The sequence below is a fragment of the Desulfofundulus thermobenzoicus genome, assembly GCF_009428905.1.
Taxonomy (GTDB): Bacteria; Bacillota; Desulfotomaculia; order Desulfotomaculales; family Desulfovirgulaceae; genus Desulfofundulus_A; species Desulfofundulus_A thermobenzoicus.
Window position 1 is genome coordinate 1 of sequence record NZ_WHYR01000029.1, and the last position, 22,555, is coordinate 22,555.

The following is a 22,555-nucleotide window of genomic DNA, read 5'->3' on the forward strand; positions in this document are numbered from 1 at the left end:
GGGGCGGCGGCGGTCATGCCCCTGGGTGCACCCATCGGCAGCAACCGGGGGCTGCGGACAAAGGAACTGATCCGCATTTTAATCGAGGAAATACCGCTGCCCATTATTGTGGATGCCGGCATCGGGCGGCCATCCGAGGCGGCCGAGGCCATGGAGATGGGTGCCGCCGCGGTGCTGGTGAACACGGCCATTGCCACCGCCGGTGACCCGGTGGCCATGGGCCGGGCCTTTGGGTTGGCCGTGGAAGCCGGCCGGGCGGCCCACCTGGCCGGGCCGGGCGAGGTGCAGCAGTACGCCCGGGCTTCATCGCCCCTGACCGGCTTTTTAAGGGATGAAAATTTAACCGCATCCTGAATCACCGGAGGAGATCCGGGGTTTACTGCGGCCGCACCGGCCCATTACCTGCGGCAGTGGAAATCCGCCCACCCCTGTGGCAACGGTGCAGTTTACCGGGTGCCCGGGCAGCTTCAGTTACGGCAGCGGGTTTTATAAGCGTATGGGTGCGGGTATTTGTTAAGCACCTGCTTAACCGGCGGTCTGTGATGTATTTTAGTTACCTGTTTGAAAGGAAGCGAATTCCATGAGTTTCTACGAAGTCTACCGGCAATATCAGGACTTTGACTTTGCAGGCTTTTTTTCCTCTGTCACCGGTAGGGATGTGCTGCGGGTTTTGGGCAAGGACCGTCTAAAGCCCCTGGACTACCTGACGCTCCTCTCTCCGGCGGCGGAACCATATCTGGAGGAGATGGCCCAGAAGGCCCACCGCCTGACGGTCCAGCACTTCGGGCGCACCATCCTGCTTTATACACCTCTTTATCTATCCAACTACTGCGTCAACCGGTGCGTTTACTGCGGCTTTCATGCGGGGAATGAACTGGAGCGCAGAAAACTTTCGCCGTCTGAAGTGGAGGCAGAAGCCAGGGTCATTGCCGCCACCGGGTTGAAGCACATTCTCATTTTAACCGGTGAATCCCGGAAAGATTCCCCGGTGTCCTATATTAAAGAATGCGTACAGGTATTGAAAAAATATTTCACCGCCATCTGTATTGAAATTTATCCCTTGAAGGAAGAGGAATACGCCGAACTAATCGCCGCCGGGGTGGACGGCCTGACCATGTACCAGGAAGTATATGATGAAAAGGTTTACGCCCGGCTGCATCCCCCCGGGCCCAAGCGAAACTACCGCTTCCGCCTGGATGCCCCCGAGCGGGGTTGCCGGGCCGGCATGCGGGAGGTGAACGTGGGTGCGTTGCTGGGCCTGAATGAATGGCGCCGGGAGGCCTTTTTCACCGGCCTGCACGCCGACTATCTGCAGAACCGCTTCCCGGAGGTGGAGGTAAGCATTTCGCCGCCGCGCATGAGGCCCCAGCTGGGCGGTTTCTCACCCCCGGTGGAGGTCACCGACCGCAACCTGGTGCAGTACATGGTGGCCTTCCGCCTGTTCATGCCCCGGGGAGGCATTACCATTTCCACCCGGGAAAGGGCCTGGCTGCGGGATCGCCTGGTAAAACTGGGCGCCACCCGCATGTCGGCCGGTTCCTGCACCGCCGTGGGCGGGCGCATTGCGGAATCACCGGTCACCGGCCAGTTTGAAATATCCGATGAACGGGATGTGGCCGCCATGGCCAGAATGCTTTATGAACAGGGTTACCAGCCGGTGTATAAAAACTGGCAGTATCTTTAAGAAACAGGAGTGGGTAGTTTGAACGCCTTTGAGACGACCCTGGCGGCCACCCTGGGGCCGGAAAACCTGGCCCGCATTCAGCAGGTGAAGGTGGGCATTGCCGGAGCCGGCGGCCTGGGTTCCAATTGTGCCGCTTTCCTGGTGCGCACCGGTTTTAAAAGGCTCAAGATTGTGGATTTTGACCGGGTGGAGGCCGGCAATCTGAATCGCCAGTTTTTCTTTGCCGGCCAGGTGGGTCTGTTAAAGGTGGAGGCCCTGGCCGAAAACCTGCGCCGCATAAACCCCGACCTGTTCATCGAGTCGCTGGCACTAAGGATTGAAAAGGACAATGTGGCCGGCCTGTTTGACGACTGCCCGGTGGTGGTGGAAGCCCTGGACCGGCCGGAGTACAAAAAACTGGTGGTGGAGACCTGCCTGGGATTGGATAAACTGGTGGTGGCTGCTTCCGGCCTGGCCGGGTGGGGGCGCAGCGACGGGATTGTCATCCACCGGGTGAAGGAAAATTTCTTCCTGGTGGGCGACCTGGTTTCGGAAGCAGGTCCGGACTGCCCGCCCCTGGCGCCGGGTGTGGCCGTGGCCGCCGCCAAGCAGGCCGATCTGGTCCTGAGCCATGTGCTGGGAAAGGGCCTCCAGAGTCAGACCCCTTTGGGGGTAATCCGGGATTCGCAGGGGTAATTCCGGCTTAAGTCCAGTGACAATGACTGACTACCAACGATTAACCTGGGAGGAATGTAAAGGTGGAATACAGCACCCAGATGAATGCTGCCCGGCGGGGGCTCATCACAAAAGAAATGGAGGCCGTGGCCCGTAAGGAAGGGGTGGCGGTGGAAAACCTGCGGGATTTAATTGCCCGGGGCCAGGTGGTCATCCCGGCCAATAAAAATCATAAAACGCTGGACCCCTGCGGCATCGGCCGGGGCCTGCGTACCAAGATCAACGTCAATCTGGGCGTTTCCAAGGACTGCTGCCATGGGGAAACCGAACTGGAAAAGGCCCGGGTGGCCATAGAGTTAAAGGCCGATGCCATTATGGATTTAAGCTGTTACGGCAAAACGGCGGAATTCAGACGCCGGCTCATAACCATGTCTTCCGTGGCCGTGGGAACGGTGCCGGTTTATGATGCCGTGGGCTATTATGACAAGGATTTAAGGGAGATCACTCCGGAAGAGTTCCTGGGGGTGGTAGAAAAACACGCCGCCGACGGGGTGGATTTCATGACCATTCATGCGGGCGTCAACCGGGAAACGGCAGCCCGGTTCAAAAAAACGCCACGCTTGACCAACATCGTTTCCCGGGGGGGAGCGCTGCTCTTTGCCTGGATGGAATTAAACGGCCGGGAAAACCCCTTTTATGAGTATTTCGATGACTTGCTGGAAATCTGCCGCCGTTACGACGTGACCATCAGCCTGGGGGATGCCTGCCGCCCGGGCTGTCTGAAGGATGCCACCGACGCCGCCCAGATTCAGGAACTCATTACCCTGGGCGAGTTAACCAGAAGGGCCTGGGAAAAGGATGTGCAGGTGATGATCGAGGGGCCCGGACACATGCCTCTAAATGAGATTGGCCCGAACATGCTCCTGGAAAAGAAGTTGTGCCACGGGGCGCCCTTTTACGTTCTGGGCCCCCTGGTGACCGATATCGCCCCCGGATACGACCATATCACCAGCGCCATCGGCGGGGCCATTGCGGCGGCCCATGGTGCCGACTTCCTGTGCTACGTCACCCCGGCCGAACACCTGCGCCTGCCCACCCTGGAGGATATGAAGGAGGGCATCATTGCCTCCCGCATTGCCGCCCATGCCGCCGACATTGCCAAGGGCATACCCGGCGCCCGGCAGTGGGACGACGCCATGAGTGAGGCCAGGCGCAAACTGGACTGGGAAAAAATGTTCCAGCTGGCCATTGATCCGGAGAAGGCCAGGCGCTACCGTGAAGAGTCCCGGCCGGAAAAGGAGGACAGCTGCACCATGTGTGGCGAGATGTGTGCCGTGCGCAACATGAACCGGGTGATGGGGGATCCGGGGCCTGTTTAACAAAAAGGATACCACTTTGGACAACGCGGTATCCTGCCTGTGGCAGCAGTTTTAATGAACTGCTGCGGCCGTTTTATCCCGTAATGTCGCTCAGCTTTAAATCCCGGGTGTCCATGGGGGTTTTTAAATCCCTGTCGTGGGTAAAGCCCACCTGCAGACGCCCGCGGTAAATACTTTCGCCCAGGCCGTCCTGGTTGAGTCTGGTGATATAGATATTGTTTTCATGGTCCACGCCCACCAGACGGTACTTGGCCCCCGGAGGTGATATGACCCGCCAGCTGCCGTTCCCTTCCCGTATATTTACGGTGTTATTGGCCAGGTCATCGTAAATCAGGCAGTCCCGGTCAAACATGGTGGTGATGCGTCCGATGCGGCTGGTGTTTAACGGGATGCGGGCCAGGGTGTGGTTGGCATCGGTACGATAGATGTGGTAAGTATCCCGGCCGGTTTTTACCTGTATATAAATGACATTGGTAGCCGTAGAAAAGGCTACGTCGGTAATCTTGCTGCCGGCAGGCAACTTGCTGATGGTGGTGGATACTTCATGCATTCCTTCCTGGGGGAACAGCTGGGTCAGGGTGGCATAGGTATAGCCGGAAACACTCTGGTAAAGACCCATCAAGGCCAGATCCCGGTCATCCAGCCACTTGAAATAGGAAACCTGTTTGTCTTTCATCTCTACGGTACGAACCAGTTTTTTATTGGGCATGGCATAGATTTCCACCCGGTCCGTTTTGACCAGGGCCATATAGCGGTGGTCCCGGGAGTAGTAGACTTTCCCGCTGGTTACGGTGTCCGATTCCCCGGTGGCACCGCCCACCTGAAAGGAGGAGGCCGGAGCGAGCAACACCTGATCCAGGTAGAAATATATACCCCCCTGTAGCACCAGGGCTGTCGCCAGCCAGACGGCTAATTTAAAGACCTTTCGCACTGGCCGATCCCTCCCCTATTGAACGATAAAGGCAGTGGGGACCATCCGTTCCCCCAGCATATCACAGGGCTTGTTCACCACCCGGCCGTTGTAAAACATGGTGGTGCTGGAACCGCCGTCCAGGTTGGCCGCCACGTAGGCTCCCTGTTCATAGAGGATATTTTGCACATCCAAAAGGGTGGCGCCGATGGAATATCCCGGCTGGCGACCATCCAGCACCAGCAGCAGGATGGTGCCGTCTTTACGCTGGCCGATGGCCGTACGGGGAGCCACACCCCAGCCCCCATCGCCCTTGGTGATGGTTTTGCGTCCGTTGACAATCAGGGGCGGACCGAAGGTAACTCCCTCCGCCACGTGCATTTTTTTCATTTCCTGGACCGTATACTTGCCCGCCACCAGAACTCCCTCCCGGGTCAGGCCCACCAGGTCCACCTGGTCTTTTATTTCTTCACCCACCAGAAACCGGCCGTCGTGAATGATTACCCCATAGGGCAGCCTGCCCGTTCCCGTGCCCTGGGGATCGTAAAAACCACCGGCGTTGATGGCGGCAATGGCGTTATTGTTCAATGCTATGGTGCTTACCGTATCCCCTTTTTCATGCAGGTCCCGGGCGGTGGCCACCTTTACCCGGGTGGGATCGGGCACTTCCAGCAAAAAGCCCTGAAAACGGGTTCCCTTAATGTCCACCAGCCGTAACTGGTCATTATGGCGCCTGGTGGTGAAGCTGAATATATCCTGCCGCACGGAAGGGGTGTCGCTTTCATTGCCCAGAATAGATGAGATTTCTTCAGCGGAAAGAAGCCAGGTGATATATTGGGGGTGGCGCGAATTCAACACGGCACCCACCACACTGCGCTTTATGTTGTTAAAGGGACCGTAAAGCACCACCACTGGCCCGGTCAGCAGGAGCAATATCAGGTTGATGACCAGGAACCGGAAAAGCACCCGGCCGATTATGCGTAATTTGCGCATGGCAGCCACCTTTTGTCAGATGTCACCGTTTATTTTAGGATCGAAAAGTTAAAATTCGATTAAAAACCGGTAAAACCTTCTTTCTGCTGCAAATTTAGATTCTGGAATAATTTTCCCGGGTCAGCCTTTCCTCCAGCCGCCGGAGATCTATACTGTTGCCCACCCATATCCGGTGCAGGGCCAGGGGATTGTCGCCGGGTTGAACCCAGCCCGGCTGCATGGTGAAAGCCAGGCGGAACCCTTTTTTTTGCAATATTTCCATTGTATTTTGGTCGTAACTGCCATAGGGATAACAAAAGTAACGGGTGTCCTGTTCCAGTACACTGTCCAGCGATTCTTTGACCCTGCTTATTTCTTCCTCCTGCTCCCGGGGGGATAGTTTCGCCAGCGGCCGGTGGGTCTGGCCGTGGGCCGCCACTTCCATGCCGGAAGCTTTCATGTCCAGCAGTTCATCCCGGGTGAAGCTCTTTCCTACCTCCATTCCCGGAATAAACAAAACACTCTTAAATTTATATCTTTTCAGCAGCGGTAGAGCAATTTCATAGGTATCCCGGTAACCGTCGTCAAAGGTGATTACCACCGGCTTTGGCGGCAAACCGGCCCCATGGTTTAAATAGGCATAAAGCTCATCCAGGGAAATGGGGCGGTAGTTTTGCTCATAAAGGTAGGTCATATGCTCCCGGAATCTTTCGGGCGAGATAACTGCGTCGTTGTTTTTCTCCGGTCCGATTTTATGGTACATGAGAACGGGTACCCCTGCCGGAAATGAAAGCTCATCTTCCCGCTGCCCTGCCGGAACCAGTTTTTCTCCCGGTTTATCTTCGCCAGTGGCGGTGCGGATGGGGGTGGCCGGCCTGGAAGTATGGTTTTTCGGGACGGAAAAGAAGCTGGTAAAATAAACCAGACCGGCAATGTAAATCAGGACGGCACCTGCCAGAAAGATCCTCTGCATCAGCCTCACCAGGTCTTAAATTCGACACGAGCAGGTAAATATCCTGCGCTATGGTCAGAAATCATCACATTATTGCTGGTAAGCCCCGGGGGATCCACCCGGCATAACGCCGCCGGTTTAAGTTCAGCTTTGACAGGACGGCCAGGTGCTGTATTCTTCTTCGTCTATCGGTTCTGGCGGTTCCGGGTTATGCTCGTGACTTTTGATCAGGCGGTAAAGGCCTTCAATCACTTCATCCAGGGGTTCGGTATTTTTCAGCGCGTTCAACCATCTTTTCGGGATGGCGGCAAATCCGTGGAAGGTGCCGGCCATACCGCCGGTTACCGTACCCGCCGTATCGGTATCGTCCCCCCGGTTGACGGCGGCAATCAATGCTTCTTCAAAACTACCGGTGAAAAGGAAGCACTGCAAGGCAGTGGCCAGGGTATCCAGGGCACTGCCCCGGGGGACGGCTTCCGGCGCACCCCTTTGAATATGGTGGATGATGTACCAGAAAAATTTGGCAGGCTGAATATCCAGCTGGCGGCAGAAATGGTCGGTCAGGTGCAGTGCTTCCGTAACCGCTTCCCGGCGGCTTAAATGGCGCTTTGCACCCAGGAGATATATGAGCAGGTTGTAAAAAAGGCAGCAGGCAGCCCCCTCCTGGCTGTAGTGGGTCATGTAGGCAATTTGTACCGACCACCGGGCCATGGCCGCCAGGTCGTGCCAGTAACCGAAGGTTACCGGCAGAGTACGCATCAGTCCGCCGTTGGAATCCAGCTTGTTCAGGGATTGGGCGGTGATGCGGGAGGCTTCCTTCCAGTTTCCCGTGTGCAGGAAATTGCGGAAGGACATGAGGGTGGTATTGCCGATGTCCCTGGGGCCGGACTGGTACCAGCGGATGAAATGGCGACCAATCTCCTCGATGGGAAAGATAGGATTGGCCAGGATGCCCCGGGCCACGGCCAGGGACATCTGGGTGTCGTCGGTGTATTCCCCCGGCTCCAGATTCAACCAGCCGCCTCCCACCATCTCCTTCAATACCCCGTACTTTTCCCGGATCTCCGCAGCACTCATCAACTCTACCGGGCCGCCCAGGGCATCGCCCACTGCTGCTCCGTAAAAAGCCGCCTTGATAATCTCTTTCAACCATTCTCACCCCTTACATGTAATGAAAATGCCCGGCCGCAACCGTTTTTTTTCATAATTATCCCCCTGGTTTCGCCGGCGTCCTTCAAGGGGAATGCGCCGGTTGTCCCGGTGTTAAAAATGCCCGTTCTATCCGGCGGTGCGTCTCCCATGCTTTTAGCAGTTGTTTCTCCATACAGGTAACTGTACACCCGGTAGTTCCAGAGCACCTTGCGGATGAACTGCCTGGTTTCGGGAAAGGGGATCTGGTCCAGCTTGCTTTTCTCGCCGGTCCAGTGCTGCTGTTCCAGCCATTTCTGAACGTTACCCCGGCCACCGTTATAGGCGGCCAGCACCAGGGTGGTGTCCCGGTTGAACGTGCGGTACAGGTCGGCCAGGTACCAGGTACCCAGGCGAATATTGAATTCCGGGTCGTAGAGCAGGTCCGGGTGGTAATGGGTCAGGCCCATTTTTTCCGCCGCCCAGGTGCCCGTCTCCGGCATTACCTGCATCAATCCCCGGGCGCCCCGGCGGGAAGTGGCCCGGGGATTGAAGTTGCTCTCCGTCTTGATTATTGCCGCCACCAGGAAGGGATCCAGACCATTTCCGGCGGCGTAATTCATGACCGTTTCCCGGTAGGGAAAGGGGTAAAAGATCCTCCCCAGGTGATCAATATTCCACATGGCCAGCAAGATCAGCGTTACAATAAGCAACCGCACCGGAAAGCCTTTTTTTGCCGGGCTAAAAGACAAAAAAACATCACTCCAAAAAGCGGTATATGAACAAGTTTTACCGTCATGGACGAATGGGATCTCCCAGGAAGATGGCCGCCGGTCGTTAGTCGTTGGTTGTTGGATCAAGTAGCCCAACACTCACCGGAATAAGGTAATTGAAATTATGTTAATCCGCGTATAATTTTTCTATAGCACCATCCCGAATGCCTGTAGGTGTCGGGCAGGTCAACCGGTTTTCATTGTTCGCAGAGGGAATGATAAGGTGGGCAACTCCTGCTAATTTGCTCCCCGTTCAGCTTTGCCCACAGGGCGGCCACCTGCCGGCGGGTTTCCTCCGGCGTGCCGCTGTTGTCGATGACCACATGGGCATGGCGTAACTTTTCCCCCTGGGGCATCTGGGCATTGATGCGGGCCAGGGCATCTTCCCGGCTCAGGCCGTCCCGGGACATCACCCGCTGCAACTGCTCCTCCGGATCCACCACCACCAGCCAGATCTGATCCACCTGTTCCTGCATACCGGCTTCAATGAGCAGGGGGGCCTCCACCACCAGCACTTTCCGGTTATCCCTGTGACGGTTGTGAAAGGCCCTTTTCCGCCGTTCCACTTCCTCCCTGATCCGGGGGTGGACAATGGCATTCAACCTGGCCCGGGCCGCCGGATCCCCAAAGACCAGCCGGCCCAGGGCGCTGCGGTCCAGGGTTCCGTCGGGCTGCAGTATTTCCCGGCCGAAGGTGTCCACAATCTCCTGCCAGGCCGGTTTGCCCGGTTCCACCACTTCCCGGGCCACCCGGTCGGTGTCGATAATTTCGGCGCCGTGTTCCTGTAAATAGCGTGCCACGGTGCTCTTCCCGCTGCCGATGTTTCCCGTCAGGCCGATAACCGTCATGGGTTTCCCTCCGTGTTATTTACAACCAATTCGCCCTGCGGGGCCATGTTCCTGCCCGGTACCCGACCGGGGAAGATTAATTAATTGTAAAAATTATGCCGCTGAAAGCCAGTTGATGTGTCCGGCCCATTAGACTTGTTTTCCACGGGTGCCGGTGGGGCAGGCCCACGGGAGTGTCCTGATCATTTTACCCAAAAGGAATACCCGCCATCAAGAGCGGTTGGATAAGGTAGAGGTTTGGGGACGTAGGCGGGGAAAAAACCGGAAAAGTCAAAATCCGCGCTCTGTCGATGTCCGGCAGCGGCACGGGGGTTAGACGGGGAAGAAACCGGAAAGGCGGGATCTCACCCGCCATTTCTGCTTTCCGGGGGCATAGATTGCTTTTGTTATCGCTTTTCCAGGACGCTGATGCCATAATGAAAAGGTAATCACTGGGTTTCGTTATCGTAACTTTAATATCCCCAGCATGATCAGGATGCACCCGGGCAGGGCTGAGAACTGGCGGCCCAGGGCGGTGGTGCCGAAGCCCCGGCCGGCCAGGAGACCGGCGTAGATCATGGCCATGTCTCCGATGCCTACCAGCAGGGTGGTCAGCAGCAGGTTGAACCCCAGCATGGAAAAGGCGAAGCCGGCACTGAATGCGTCCAGGGCCAGGGCCAGGCCCAGCAATACGGCCTCCCGGGCGGAAATGACCCCCGAGCGGTCCAGGTCGGCCCGGTGGGGTTCCCGCAGGACCTGGACCATCACCCCCAGTGGACGGATGCGAAGCTGGACCACCGGCTGGGGCTCCTCTTCATCTTCAATTCCGTCAGAAGACCGCCAGCTCCCCCTGTTTCTTTTTCTTTCCCTCACGGACTGAATGAGAATCCGCAGGCCCATGAGAATTATAATTACACCGCCCAGGTGCCGGGCGAAGGTTTCGGAAATAACCCGGGCCACCAGCTGGCCTGCCGTCATGGACAGGCCGATGGCCGCAACCGACATAAGGCTGATGATGAGTACGGAAGTGAAGGGCAGGCGGATGCCCCGCACGCCGTAAACCACTCCCGTACCAAGGGCGTCCATGTTCAGGGCGAGGGCAAAGACGATGATGGAGAGCAGTTCCACTGACCAGTCCCTCCCGGTCTTTTTTAAAGTCTCCTATCATTTCTATGGAAGGACCGGTCGATTTGTGTCTGGTTACCCGGTTTGTTGAAGAGGTCAACTATTTCTGGCACCCGGGGCAAAAGCAGGCGCTGCGCCCGCCCGTTTTGATGCGGGTGATGGTTTCCCCGCAGCGGGGGCAGGGCAGGCCGCTGCGCCCGTAAACCCTTAATTTATTCTGGAAAGTACCCGCCCGGCCGGTGCCGTCCACGTAGTCCCGCACCGTGGTGCCCCGGCATTTTATCCCTTCCTCCAGCACTTCCCTTATGACCCGGTAGAGGGTTTCCACTTCTGCTGCGGAAAGGCTGCCGGCCTCCCGCAGGGGGTGCAGGCCGGCCCGGTGCAGGGCTTCGTCGGCGTAAATATTACCCAGCCCGGCAATGAACCTTTGATCCAGCAATAGGGGTTTTAAGCGGGTGTGGCGCCCCCTCAATTTTTCCGCCAGGTAGTCCGGGGTGAAGGCCGGGCTCAAGGGTTCCACCCCCAGCCCGGCCAGACCGGAAATGGCCGACAGGCCGGATTCCGGCACCAGCCAGAGGCGGCCGAACTGGCGCATGTCGGCAAAATAGAGCCGGTGGCCGTTGTCCAGGTGCAGGATCAGGTGGGTGTAGCGGGGCACGGGGGCTTCCCTCCCACTGTAAATCAGCCGCCCGGTCATGCGCAGGTGCACCGCCAGGACCAGCCCATCCGAAAGGTTGATTAAGAGGTACTTGCCCCGGCGGTCCACCTTCCGGATGGTTTTTCCGGCCACCTCCCGGCAGAATTCCTCCGGTCCCGGTGCCTTTATGATTTTGGGCAGGAAAATATCCGCTTTCTCAATGACCAGCCCCGGCAAACTTTTCTCCAGTGATCGCTTAATTGTTTCCACTTCCGGTAATTCAGGCATGGTTAGCTCCTTTTTTATTGCCGCGGCGGTTCTCCCGCCGGCTCCTCAATTTTTTTCACTTCATACCAGTTGGGTCCCGCCTTCATATCCACCACCAGGGGTACGTCCAGTACCAGGGCGTTTTCCATGTGCCGGCGCACCAGCTCCTGCACCACGGGCAGCTCTTCCGCCGGCACGTCAAAGATCAGCTCGTCGTGCACCTGGAGGATCATCCGGGCGGCCAGCTTTTTTTCCTGTAGCTCCCGGTGGATGCGTACCATGGCCAGCTTGATGATGTCGGCGGCGGTACCCTGGATGGTGGTGTTCACGGCCGTGCGCTCGCCAAAGCTGCGCACGGTGCGGTTGGCGCTGAACAGGTCCGGCAGGTAGCGCCGCCGGTTTAAAAGGGTGGTGACGTATCCCTTTTCCCGGGCCTCCCGAATGGTGCGGTCTATATAATCCTTTACTCCCGGGTAACGGGTGAAGTAGTTGTTGATATATTCCCGGGCCTCCTGCCGGGAGACGTTGATGTCCCTGGCCAGGCCGAAATCGCTGATGCCGTAGACAATGCCGAAGTTGACGGCCTTGGCCCGGCCGCGCATACCGGCAGTCACTTCGGTGATGGCCACGCCGAACACCTCGGCCGCCGTCCGGGTGTGGATGTCCTGGCCCTGGCGAAAGGCTTCTATCAGGTTCGGATCCCCGGCCATGTGGGCCAGCACCCGCAGCTCAATCTGGGAATAGTCGGCGGCCAGAATCAGGTTTCCCTCCCGGCGGGGGATGAAGACCTGCCTGATCTTACGCCCTTCCTCCATGCGGATGGGTATGTTCTGTAAATTGGGGTCGGAACTGGAAAGGCGCCCCGTGGCCGTTACCGTCTGGTGAAAGGTGGTGTGCAGCCGCCCCGTGGCCGGGTTGATCAGGGCTGCCATGCCGTCCACATAGGTGGATTTCAACTTAACCAGCTGCCGGTGTTCCAGCACCAGGGGGATAATGGGGTGGGAGCCGGCCAGTTCCTCCAGCACCGAGGCGTCGGTGGAATAGCCCGTTTTTGTCTTCTTCACCACGGGCAGTTCCAGCTTCTCAAAGAGTATGTTTCCAAGCTGGCGGGTGGAATTGATGTTGAACTCCTCCCCGGCCAGGTGGTATATTTGCCGGGAGAGAGCCGCAATCTTGCCTTCCAGTTCACGGGACATTTCCTTGAGGCGCTCCCCGTTTACGGCTACCCCGGTCATTTCCATCTCCGCCAGCACGCCCACCAGGGGCAGTTCCACCTCATAAAACAGCCTTTCCATTTCAGCCAGCCGGAGCTTTTCCCCCAGCACCGCCGACAGGCGCCAGATGGCGTCGGCCCGGGCGGCCAGGGCTTCCTCGCTCCGGGAGGGCAGGACCAGGTCCAGGTGTTCCAGGGCCAGGTCCGCCGGATCCCGGCCGGCGTCCGCCGGATTCAAAAGATAGGCCGCCACCATGGTGTCAAAGGCCAGGTTCTTGAGGGGGATTCCGTGATGCTGCAGGAGCCACAGGGCCGTTTTACCGTCATGGAGCAGCTTTTCTATTTCCGGATCGCGGCAGACGGCACCCAGGGTTTCCAGGGCGGCCGTCCTCAGTGCCGGGGCGTCCAGGTCCAGGTAATGGACGGTCGGGCCGGGCCCCTCCTTTTCCGGGGGCTGCAGGGCCAGGGCCGCGGCGGCCGGTCCTTCCCCCCGGCGGCCGCAGAGGGCCAGGGCCACCCGGCCGGACCGGCGGCACAGCTGGAGCAGCAGAGACAAATCTTCCCCCCTCTTTACCTGCTGGAAGGGTACCCGGTGGGTTTTTAGCTGTTTTTCCCCGGGGGAAGGTTTGTCCTTCCCATCCTCCGCCTGTCCCAGTTTTTCCCTGATGGTCCGCAGAAAGGTTTTGAACTCCAGCCGGCTGAAAACAGGCAGCAGCCGGTTATAATCCGGCCCGGCCCAGCGGCAGCCATCCAGGTCTATTTCCAGGGGTGCGTTCCTTTCAATGGTGGCCAGCTGTTTGGACAGCAGCGCCTGCTCCCGGTAATCACGCAGTTTTTCCTGCTGGCGGGCGGGCAGGTCGTCTATCCTGGACACCACTTCCTCCAGCCGCCCATATTCTTTTAATAAGGCGGCGGCCGTCTTGCTGCCGATGCCGGGCACGCCGGGTATATTGTCCGAGGGGTCGCCCACCAGCCCCTTGAAATCGGCAAACTGGTCCGGCGTAACGCCGAAACGTTCCCACACCCGGCCTTCGTTGAATTCCTCCAGCTCACTGATGCCCTTGCGGGTGAGCAGCACCCGGGTCATGGGGGAGACCAGCTGAAGGGCGTCCCGGTCGCCGGTGAGGATGATGCAGGAGAGGCCCTCCTTTTCCGCCCGGGTCACCAGGGTGCCGATGAGGTCGTCGGCCTCGTAGCCTTCGCATTCCAGCACCGGAATGGCCATGGCCTCCAGCACTTCTTTGATTAAGGGAAACTGGGGGCGCAGGTCCTCGGGGGTGGCCGGCCTGTGGGCCTTGTATTCGCCGTACTGATCGTGGCGGAAAGTAACTTTACCCTTGTCGAAACAAACGGCCACCAGATCCGGCTTGATCTCGTCCAGCACTTTGAACAGCATACTGGTAAAACCGAATACGGCGTTGGTGGTTACGCCCCGGCTGGTGGCCAGGTGGGGTATGGCATGAAAAGCCCGGTGGGCCAGGCTGTTGCCGTCTATAATTAGAAAGGTGGTTTCCGGCAATTCTGTACACCTGCCTTTTTTTTCGTAATTATTTCACCACCCCGGGTGGCAATACCTTCTCTTTAATGATTTTCTGGGCGCCTTAAGTTTTAATGCAGGAGATTACCAAAAGGGGGCGAATTACCAGTTATGGATATGAAAAGCGGAGTGGTTTTTATGTTCAAAAGACTGGTCCCCCTGTGCCTTATTCTTTCCCTGCTGTTCTGGCCGGTGCTGCCCGCCGCGGCGGGTGATGTGGACCGGGGCGCCTCCACGGTTAAAGAAATAATGGACTATGTTCACCGTTACCACATCGGTAAGCCGGAGGTGGGCCAGCTGGTGGATGGGGCCGTGCGGGGCATGCTGGAAAACCTGGGCGACCCCTATACGGAATATTTAAGTCCCGAAGGCCTGGACCAGTTTACGGGCTCCCTGGAGGGAGAGATGGCCGGAATTGGCGTGGAGCTGGAAGGGTGGCCGCCCTACCCGGCAGTGGTGAAGGTAATGCCCGGTTCCCCGGCCACCCGGGCGGGTATCCGGGAGAAGGACCGCATTATCCGGGTGGACGGCCAGGAAGTAGGGGGATTGCCCCTGCAGCAGGTGGTGGAGAAAATCCGCGGCCCGGCCGGTTCCCGGGTGGTCCTGACCATCCGCCGTTCCGGGGGACAGGACCTTACCGTGGAAGTAAACCGGGAAAATTTAAACCTTCCCACACTGGAATGGCAAATGCTTCCGGGGAATACCGGTTATATTAATATCCGTACCTTTGGTTCCCGGACGGCCGAGGAACTGAAAGCGGTGCTGGAAAAGTGGCAGCCCGCCGGTATTTCCGGGCTGATCCTGGATCTGCGCAGCGATCCGGGGGGGTACCTGCAGGCGGCCGTGGACATAGCCGGCTATTTTCTGCCTGCCGGCCAGCTGGTGGTTACCACGGTTGACCGGGATGGGCGGAAGGAAAACTATTATACTGCAGGCAGGGCCATGGCTGCGGGGATACCCCTGGTAGTACTGGTGGACGGCATGACGGCCAGCGCCGCCGAAGTACTGGCCGGTGCCCTGCAGGATTATAAAGCGGCGGTGCTGGTGGGCGACCGCACTTACGGCAAGGGTGTGGTACAGGCCATCATCCCCCTGGAAGCGGGGGGTGCGTTAAAGATCACCGTTGCCCGCTATCTGACACCCCGTGGGCGCTCCATCGACGGCAGCGGCCTGGCGCCCGACCGGTGGGTTTTGACCCCGGCCCTGCAGTTGCCGGCCGCCCGGCAGGAACTGCATCCCGGGGCACCCCGGACCGTTATTTTTGACTTAAAGGGCGGTGCCGTTATGGTGGGCGGGGAAGAATGCCCCGGCGGCCTGCCGGCGCAGGTTCGTTCCGGGGATGTTTACCTCCCCCTGCGGTTTACCCTGGAAGCCCTGGGGTTTCAGGTACGCTGGCAGGAAGAAGGGCGTCTGGTTTTTATAGATGCCCCCGGGCGGAAGGCGGTGCTGCATGTGGACCGGAATACCGTCACCATCAATGGTCTCGAGCAGCCCCTGGGCGGCACCTTATACTCGCCGGCAGGCAGCCTGTACGCGCCCCTTTCCCTTTTCACCACCCTGGGGGTGACGGTTTCCCCGCCGGAGGAACATTTAAAACTGGAATTATCACCGGGAAAGCAGGAATAGGCCTGCTGGTGTTGAATTCTCTTGAAGAAGACCGAATAAGAATGAAAATATGCGGGTAAAGTTCCCTTTGCCAGTAAAGGAGGTGGCCAGAATGACCGGAGTGAAGGATTTTCCCTGCCCCTGCGGAAGCGGCAGGCCCTACGACCAGTGTTGCGGGGCCAGGTCAAAGGTCGTTTCCCTGGAGCAGTACCGCTGGCGCCGGACCGGTCAGCAGCTACGGCGTAAGCTGGGTGAATTTGCCGATAGCCAGTCCTTTGCCCGGGAAGCGGCCAGGGCCCAGCAAATATATCTGGAGTGCCTGGATCCGGAGGTGGTGGACCGGGATGACGAATTTAACATGGAGCGTTGTTTCGAATGGTTTATCTTTGATTACCGGTTGCCCGGCGGTTCCACCATTGTCGAAACCTTCGGCAGGGAGCAGGGATTGTCTGAATGGGAGCGGGCTTTGCTGGCAGAGTGGGCCGCAGCCAGGGTTTCTCTCTATGAAGTTTTATATACCCTCCCTGGAAAGGGTGTGGCGGTTAAGGATTTGCTGCACCGTAAGGAATTAAGAATACATGATGTCAACGCGGCAGCAGATATTCAGCCCGGTGCCATCCTGTTCATGCGGGTTTTAAAGGTGGGCCAGGAATACGAGTTTTCCACCAGCGGCCTGGCCCTGCCGGGGTTTTGCAAGAACGCCCTTTTAAAAAAGCTGCGCCAGGATCTGCATGCTTTCGCCCGCAGGCAAAAGCGTTCGTCCAGGGAAGCGCTGGATGATTATCTCAGGGAACGCTCCCATATCCTCAACGCCATGGTGGTGGAGATGGGTTTTAATTATTCCTTCCTGCCCCACCTGGTGGAAGGGGAGGAGGAAGAGGAGCTTAACGGGATGATATCCGACATGCTCATGGATAGCCTTTCGGCCCGGATTGCCCAGCGCATTACCGACGCCTTTCTGGACGATTATTATGATAAATGGATTGACCGGCCGCTGCAGGCCCTTTCAGGCAAGACTCCCCGCCAGGCCTGCCGTACTCCCGATGGCCGCGCCCGGGTGGAGGAATTGCTGAGGGAACTGGAGTTGATTGAGGCCGGCCGGGAAAGAAATGGGGAGCCCCATTATGATCTTCAGAAGGTGCGCCGGAAACTGGGTTTGGTGGCGGACGACAGGGAGAATGAGGATACCTGTCCGGCAAAACCCTGCAGAAAAGCCGAGGATTATCAGTGGCCGGCCGAAATTCATGCCCGTGTGGCCCGGGGTGTGGTGGAAGATTTGCGCCTGCGGGGCTATGGGCCGGGCCAGGTGGAGGGTGCACTGCACCTGTGGCATGATTATTGCTCCCAGGTGCGTCCAACCTTTCGCAAGCCGGCTCTTTGGGTGGCCACGGTGATTTATGCCATGGCCCGCCTGGAGTTTGATCAAAAAATCAGCCAGCACGAGCTGGCCCGGCAGTATAACGTGGCGGCTTCCAGTATATCCAACAACTTCCGGTCCCTGTGCCGTGCCCTTGACCTGGTGGCCTTTGACCGGCGTTACTCCACCCGGAAACCGCCCCTGGCCGGTCTGGAGGGAACCGATCCCCTGCTGGCCCAAATCCTGGAAAACCTCAAGCTTTAGAAATAAGCATTCTTGTGGAGAACCGCCGGGGGTAGCGCAAATTTGTGTCATGGGTTTCAGACCCCTTTAAGGACTTGCCAGTTAATTGTTTTTACGGGTAATTGTACGTTTACCGTCAGGGGGCGGGTGCTCACCCGCCCCCTTGAAGCGCCCGGATGGATACAAAGGGGAGGTAAATATTCACTGAAACCGGTGATTGCGGAGCACAGGAGTGAGCGGGACAACGCCGTGCCTGCACCGGTTTTACTGTATAGTTACAAAATGGAGGTATTATTATGGACTTTCTTTCTTCCCTGCTGGAACCGGTCATCCAGCGGACGGTGGCCTTTATTTCCGCCCTGGGTTACTGGGGCATAGCCATCGGCATGGCCATTGAGAGCGCCAACATACCCCTGCCCAGTGAAGTGATATTGCCCTTCGGCGGCTATCTGGTGTCCACGGGCCGGCTGGACTTTTTCTGGGCGGCCATGGCCGGGACCATCGGTGGTACCGTGGGGTCCATTTTTTCTTATTTTTTGGGACTATGGGGCGGACGCCCTTTTTTGCTCCGGTATGGCCCGTACGTGGGTATTTCCCGCAAACACCTGGAACTGGCCGAGTACTGGTTTGAACGCTACGGTGAAGTTACCGTTTTCTTCACCCGTCTGATGCCCATTGTGCGCACCTTTATTTCCCTGCCGGCCGGCATCTCCGGTATGAATTTTCCCCGGTTTGTCATTTACACTTTTCTGGGCTCACTGCCCTGGAGTTTTTTCCTGACTTATCTGGGGTTGAAGATGGGCCAGCACTGGCAGGATTTAAAATACTGGTTCCACCGGCTCGACCTGATGGTGGTGGGTATTTTGCTGGTGCTTCTGGCGGCTTGCCTCTTCAGGCGGAAGCGGTAGGAACAAGCTTAAAGGCAAATGAATTAACAGGCGAGTACGTTGTCCCGCCCTCCGGCCGGGATCATTGCGGATCCTGGCTTATTTTGTCCCCGGGGCTAGATTTTCCCTTTCATAAAAGCCTTCTTCACCGGTGGAAACTAAAGAAGGGAAAAGGAAGGGATTCGCCCTTGTACGGAGGGGAAATTATTGCTCAAAAAGTAAAACGGACGATTACCGGCGAAGGGTTTTATACCAGGATATGCCGGTTACATTCCATGGCCGCCGGATGGCGGTTCGCCATGATTTGCCGGGCGGTGCTGTTCCTCTGCCTCTTTTTGTTTCTGATTTTCCCTGCAGCCGCCGGCGCCAACCCCCCCGGTGTTACCGCCGATGCCGCCGTGCTCATGGATGCCCGCACGGGGCAGATTTTTTACGATAAAAGGGGATCCCAGAGGCGGGAGCCGGCCAGTTTGACCAAAATCATGACCGCCATCATTGCCCTGGAATACGGGCGGCTGGACGATGTGGTCACCGTCAGCCGCAATGCAGCCTCCGTAAGCATGGGTTCCGTGCTGGACCTGCGGGCCGGGGAAAAGATCACCCTGGAAAACCTGCTTAAGGCGGCCCTGATCATATCGGCCAATGACAGCACGGTGGCCATTGCCGAGCATGTGGGCGGCAGTGAAAAACGGTTTATCAGCATGATGAACCACAAAGCCGTAGTCCTGGGGGCTTTGAACACCCGCTACGCCAATACCAACGGTTATCACCACCCCCGGCATTACACCACTGCCCGGGATCTGGCGCTGATCACCCGCTATGCCCTGCAGAATCCCGTGTTCAACCGCCTGGTCGCCACCCGGGAGGATACCATTGTTTTTTGCGACTCCAAAAGAAAAGAGCCGGTGGCCAATACCAACCGGTTGTTACGCCACAACGGCTACCCGGGCATTGACGGGGTGAAAACCGGCTCCACCCCCCGGGCCGGCAATTGTCTTGTGGCCTCGGCCACCCGGGGCGACCGCCGCTTGATTGCCGTGGTGCTCCACAGCCAAAACCGCTACCGGGATGCGGCCGCTTTGCTGGATTACGGCTTTACGGAGGTACAACAGGTGGCCCTGGGCCGGCCGGGGGAAGAAGTGGCCCGGGTGAAGGTGACCGGCGGCCAGGTGGAAAGTCTCCCCGCGGTTACCGCCGGTACTGTGCAGGTGGAAGCGGTACGGGACCAGTTGCGTCGGGTGGAGAGGGAAATAAAGTTGCTTTCCCCTGTCCAAGCCCCGGTTAGGGCCGGACAAAAGGTGGGGGAAGCGGTTTACCGCCTGGACGGCCGGGAACTGGGCCGGCTGGATCTGGTGGCCGCGCGGGATGTACCGCGGCATACCTGGTTTTACCGGTTCAGGCGGATGTTTACTGGCGGAAGCAATACCTCTTTTACGTGGGGGGATTGAACGGTTCCGGGTTCAGAGCCAGCCGCTCCACCACCCCCTTTACCCTTTCCGCCAGCCCGGTGGTGGCGGCGGCTACGGTTGTTCTGGTGGATGACGTTACGGACCGGGTCTGGTTGAACGGCACCGTAAACTGGCAGATATCTTTGGCGGGCGCTTAAAAACAAAAAAACAGCACCGCCGCGTTCCAAGCGATGCTGTTTTGGGGTTGGGGAAAAACTGCCCCCTTGACATTTCCCCTGGTTTGAGTAATAATATATTTGCGATTTTGAAAAAGAGCAATGAAATGTGGGCGGGTAGTTCAGTGGGAGAACGTCTGCTTGACGCGCAGAAGGTCGTGGGTTCAATTCCCTCCCCGCCCACCATTTTTTTACCGGGAAGGGTGGGTTTATAGATGCCGGATAATAACGAACTGGCCAGTATGCTGCGCGCTATTATCCAGCAGGAGTTACAACCCTTTCGGCAGGAGTTCGAAGAATTCCGCCGGGAAATGTATGATTTCCGTCAGGAGATGTATGATTTCCGTCAGGAGATGTATGATTTCCGTCAGGAGATGTATGATTTCCGTAATGGCGTTAATATGCGTCTTGAAGCGCTGGAGAATGGCCAGCAAAAACTGGAAGACGGTCAAAAGAAATTGCAGAAGGATGTTTCCACCATTAAAAACGAATTGCGATATGTGTGGGAAGATATCCGCAGGTTAAGTAACCGTCTGACCAAACAGGAGGAAATAACAGCGGGTCTGCAGAGGTGAGGGGCCGGACCAATATGTCCGGCTATTTTTCATGTGTTTTAGCAACCCCTCTTTGGAGCCCATTGTTCACACCTGTCCCGCAACGGTGGCGCAAGATGGGCGCCGGGTGATCGTGGGACCGGACTGGCCTTTAACCCCCCGGCCACTGTTTTACCTCCCCATTCCCCAGAACCTCACCGATGATCTCGAAAAAGTCTATGGAGCGGACGATACCCACCACTTTGCCCTGGTCCATCACCGGCAGGATGTTCACCTGACTGCGCAGCAGAACGTGGATGGCCCGGGTTACGGTATCGTTTACGCGTACGGAGGGTTTAAGCACCGGGCGCATTACCTCCCGCACGGGCATGTTCAAACCGCTTTTGATTACCGGTCCGGCGAAGAGGCTGGCCCAGGATGGTCCAATGGACTGCACTTCAATGGCTTTTAAAATGGTTCTGATGGTAAGAATGCCCACCAGGTCGTTGTTTTCATCCAGCACCAGCACCGACCGGTGTCCGCCAACCACACCCTTTTCATCCCGGTGAAAGGATTCCCGCAGCACCCTGATGGCTTTGAGCAGCGGGTCGTGGCTGTAGACGGTGGCATATTCGCTTACCGGAATCATGATTTCTTTTACCAGTTTTTCGGTCATGGTATTCTCCCGGCCGGATAAACTTTGCCGGCCGGAATACCTCCTTTCCGCCAGAATGGGGTAAACCGCCCTTTAATCATTTTACCGGTGGGCTTTTTTTCATTATTATGGCCCTTTTTCTGTACATTTCAACTGTCTACCGGCAAATGAACGATTTATAACCGTTAAAAGGCACCAGTAAAGTCGGGGGTTTCACAAGCCGTGGTGATCCCGGTAAAGGCTGGCTGTATACCCCTTTTTAGCGGCACATATACTATCAAACAGAAAAGGGGTGACGGCCGTGGCGCAAAACATCTCCATCGGTACTGCCCGGCATGTCGATTTGATCCGGGCCGGATTGGGGCGGGAACTGAAAGCCCTGGAAGGGGAAGGGCTGAAAGTGCAACTGCAGGAGCGCCCGGCCGGCAGGTATACTTTTCTGTCCTGCCAGGTAACCAGTTATGGAAAAGACAAGTATAAGGGGAAAGATAAAGAAGCCCTTTTCAGATACCGGGTGGCCCATTTTCTTTCGGAACTGATCCTGGACCAGTGGGAAAAGCTGCTGGTCGAGGAAATGATCCGGGAAAACTACTATTATTTTAACGAAGATGAGCGGCGGAATATATTTGAATATACCCTGGGATACATAGGGCATCCGGCCGGCGGTGTTCCCGGACAGGGTCAGATTTTTCGTTCCCGTTTAAAGAGGGCGATCATTGAAAAAATTATGGACTTTTTACGTCAGCATAACCAGATCATCATTGAAGGATTCATCCGTTTCCGCTTAAAAGATTATGTGGATGAGCTGCAGCAGGCCATAGAGCGGGCAGTGGATGATTTTCTCATGGAAAGGGAATACCGGGAATTTATTCAGCTGCTGCGCTATTTCGTGGAAATTCAGGAGTCCCGGATTGACCTGGTTCATGTGCTCATCCACCCCGGCGGGGTATTCCACCTGCTGGATGAGCGGGCACAGGTAATCAGCAATGAATCCCTGGAAGGCTTAATCATGGAGCTGGTGGATGGAAAAATCAATAACGAAGACATGTTGATCAGCGCCCTGATTACCCTGGCTCCCAGGCAGGTGGTCTTTCATTGCGCCGGTACAGGGGAGCATGAGACCACTTTAAAGACCATCCGCGGCGTTTTTTTCGGCCGGGTGCGGGAATGCCGGGGCTGTCCCCTGTGTCGAAAGGAGTGAAGGGCGTAAATATCCAGAGAGCGTAAGGGTGCTGTTACCGGCGCTCCGCCCGGCACTCACTGGCGTATAAGATTTTCGTAGCATTATAAAATTTAAGATCGGATGCAGAGTAACTTCTGGTGAGTGCCGGTCGTTCGCTTTAAGCCAACGCCGTGCCCCGGGTATTAACCGTAGGCGTTGCTGTTGACAATCTTTTAATTCTCCAATATAATAACCACTGTAAATGTGATGAAGGGGAAGAGAGGCACGGGTACCCGTCCCCAGAGAGGAGGCACCGTGGCTGAAAGTGCCTCCGGACCGGGCCGGCCGAAAACCACCCCGGAACTGCCCGGCCTAAAGCCTGGAAAGGCCGTTAAGCGGGGCCGGTGATGCCGTTATCATCATGGAGCCGG

At 57.3% G+C, this 22,555-nt stretch carries 20 protein-coding genes, 1 tRNA gene, 1 pseudogene and 1 other annotated feature (1 of these 23 cut by a window edge); of the genes and pseudogenes, 12 read left to right on the forward strand and 10 right to left on the reverse strand.

Annotated features, from left to right (window positions below; all coding sequences use genetic code 11):
- The 4 genes and pseudogenes from GFC01_RS11155 to thiC form a co-directional block, all read left to right on the forward strand.
- Positions 1-354 (forward strand): annotated as a pseudogene (locus GFC01_RS11155) (thiazole synthase); the annotation flags it as partial.
- 226 nt (positions 355-580) lie between these two features.
- Positions 581-1,684 carry a 2-iminoacetate synthase ThiH gene (gene thiH / locus GFC01_RS11160; protein ID WP_152947213.1) on the forward strand — a complete coding sequence of 368 codons (1,104 nt, stop codon included), beginning with the start codon at positions 581-583 and terminating at the stop codon, positions 1,682-1,684.
- A gap of 18 nt (positions 1,685-1,702) precedes the next feature.
- Positions 1,703-2,359: a sulfur carrier protein ThiS adenylyltransferase ThiF gene (gene thiF, locus GFC01_RS11165; RefSeq protein WP_152947214.1), complete on the forward strand. Its 657-nt coding sequence runs from the start codon at positions 1,703-1,705 to the stop codon at positions 2,357-2,359.
- 62 nt (positions 2,360-2,421) lie between these two features.
- The gene (gene thiC, locus GFC01_RS11170; protein ID WP_341473916.1) at positions 2,422-3,717 is read left to right on the forward strand and encodes a phosphomethylpyrimidine synthase ThiC; all 1,296 of its coding nucleotides are present in this window, start codon (positions 2,422-2,424) and stop codon (positions 3,715-3,717) included.
- Positions 3,718-3,790: 73 nt separating this feature from the next.
- On the opposite strand, the gene GFC01_RS11175 is transcribed toward thiC, so the two are convergent.
- The 9 genes from GFC01_RS11175 to polA all read right to left on the reverse strand — a co-directional run bounded on the left by GFC01_RS11175 (position 3,791) and on the right by polA (position 14,040).
- Entirely contained in the window at positions 3,791-4,648 is an 858-nt protein-coding gene (locus tag GFC01_RS11175; protein ID WP_152947215.1) for a hypothetical protein, read from the reverse strand.
- A 15-nt stretch (positions 4,649-4,663) separates the two neighbouring features.
- Positions 4,664-5,620, reverse strand: coding sequence for a phosphodiester glycosidase family protein (locus GFC01_RS11180; protein ID WP_152947216.1), 957 nt, complete (start codon positions 5,618-5,620; stop codon positions 4,664-4,666).
- Positions 5,621-5,714: 94 nt separating this feature from the next.
- A complete protein-coding gene (locus GFC01_RS11185; RefSeq protein ID WP_152947217.1) occupies positions 5,715-6,572 on the reverse strand; it encodes a polysaccharide deacetylase family protein in 858 nt (285 codons plus the stop codon).
- A 123-nt stretch (positions 6,573-6,695) separates the two neighbouring features.
- Complete coding sequence (locus GFC01_RS11190) at positions 6,696-7,700, reverse strand: ADP-ribosylglycohydrolase family protein (protein ID WP_152947218.1); 1,005 nt, start codon at positions 7,698-7,700, stop codon at positions 6,696-6,698.
- The gene (locus GFC01_RS11195; RefSeq protein ID WP_341473917.1) at positions 7,697-8,398 is read right to left on the reverse strand and encodes a lytic transglycosylase domain-containing protein; all 702 of its coding nucleotides are present in this window, start codon (positions 8,396-8,398) and stop codon (positions 7,697-7,699) included. Before GFC01_RS11195 ends, GFC01_RS11190 begins: the two co-directional genes overlap by 4 nt.
- A gap of 251 nt (positions 8,399-8,649) precedes the next feature.
- Positions 8,650-9,300 (reverse strand): dephospho-CoA kinase, encoded by a 651-nt coding sequence (gene coaE / locus GFC01_RS11200; RefSeq protein ID WP_152947219.1) that lies wholly within the window; start codon positions 9,298-9,300, stop codon positions 8,650-8,652.
- 441 nt (positions 9,301-9,741) lie between these two features.
- A complete protein-coding gene (ytaF, locus tag GFC01_RS11205) occupies positions 9,742-10,407 on the reverse strand; it encodes a sporulation membrane protein YtaF (protein WP_341473918.1) in 666 nt (221 codons plus the stop codon).
- 97 nt (positions 10,408-10,504) lie between these two features.
- Positions 10,505-11,329 carry a bifunctional DNA-formamidopyrimidine glycosylase/DNA-(apurinic or apyrimidinic site) lyase gene (gene mutM / locus GFC01_RS11210; protein ID WP_152947220.1) on the reverse strand — a complete coding sequence of 275 codons (825 nt, stop codon included), beginning with the start codon at positions 11,327-11,329 and terminating at the stop codon, positions 10,505-10,507.
- Positions 11,330-11,343: 14 nt separating this feature from the next.
- Entirely contained in the window at positions 11,344-14,040 is a 2,697-nt protein-coding gene (polA, locus tag GFC01_RS11215) for a DNA polymerase I (RefSeq protein WP_152947221.1), read from the reverse strand.
- A gap of 156 nt (positions 14,041-14,196) precedes the next feature.
- Here polA and GFC01_RS11220 point away from each other — a divergent pair, with 156 nt between their 5' ends.
- The 7 genes from GFC01_RS11220 (at position 14,197) to GFC01_RS11250 (ending at position 20,349) form a co-directional block, all read left to right on the forward strand.
- Positions 14,197-15,684 carry a S41 family peptidase gene (locus tag GFC01_RS11220; RefSeq protein WP_194174917.1) on the forward strand — a complete coding sequence of 496 codons (1,488 nt, stop codon included), beginning with the start codon at positions 14,197-14,199 and terminating at the stop codon, positions 15,682-15,684.
- Positions 15,685-15,775: 91 nt separating this feature from the next.
- A complete protein-coding gene (locus GFC01_RS11225; RefSeq protein WP_194174918.1) occupies positions 15,776-17,284 on the forward strand; it encodes a DUF7986 domain-containing protein in 1,509 nt (502 codons plus the stop codon).
- Between the two features lie 275 nt (positions 17,285-17,559).
- Positions 17,560-18,171, forward strand: coding sequence for a DedA family protein (locus GFC01_RS11230; protein WP_152947223.1), 612 nt, complete (start codon positions 17,560-17,562; stop codon positions 18,169-18,171).
- Positions 18,172-18,338: 167 nt separating this feature from the next.
- Positions 18,339-19,598: a D-alanyl-D-alanine carboxypeptidase family protein gene (locus tag GFC01_RS11235; RefSeq protein ID WP_243137503.1), complete on the forward strand. Its 1,260-nt coding sequence runs from the start codon at positions 18,339-18,341 to the stop codon at positions 19,596-19,598.
- Entirely contained in the window at positions 19,595-19,756 is a 162-nt protein-coding gene (locus GFC01_RS11240; protein ID WP_152947224.1) for a hypothetical protein, read from the forward strand. The genes GFC01_RS11235 and GFC01_RS11240 overlap by 4 nt, the downstream gene beginning before the upstream one ends.
- A 129-nt stretch (positions 19,757-19,885) precedes the next feature.
- A tRNA-Val gene (locus tag GFC01_RS11245) sits at positions 19,886-19,960 on the forward strand.
- A 29-nt stretch (positions 19,961-19,989) separates the two neighbouring features.
- Positions 19,990-20,349: a hypothetical protein gene (locus tag GFC01_RS11250; RefSeq protein ID WP_152947225.1), complete on the forward strand. Its 360-nt coding sequence runs from the start codon at positions 19,990-19,992 to the stop codon at positions 20,347-20,349.
- A 130-nt stretch (positions 20,350-20,479) separates the two neighbouring features.
- On the opposite strand, the gene GFC01_RS11255 is transcribed toward GFC01_RS11250, so the two are convergent.
- Entirely contained in the window at positions 20,480-20,983 is a 504-nt protein-coding gene (locus tag GFC01_RS11255) for a CBS domain-containing protein (protein WP_152947226.1), read from the reverse strand.
- Between the two features lie 280 nt (positions 20,984-21,263).
- Between GFC01_RS11255 and ytxC the strand changes: the two genes are divergently transcribed.
- Positions 21,264-22,163: a putative sporulation protein YtxC gene (ytxC, locus tag GFC01_RS11260; protein ID WP_341473919.1), complete on the forward strand. Its 900-nt coding sequence runs from the start codon at positions 21,264-21,266 to the stop codon at positions 22,161-22,163.
- A gap of 219 nt (positions 22,164-22,382) precedes the next feature.
- Positions 22,383-22,555: a binding site (T-box leader), on the forward strand; it runs 56 nt beyond the window's last position.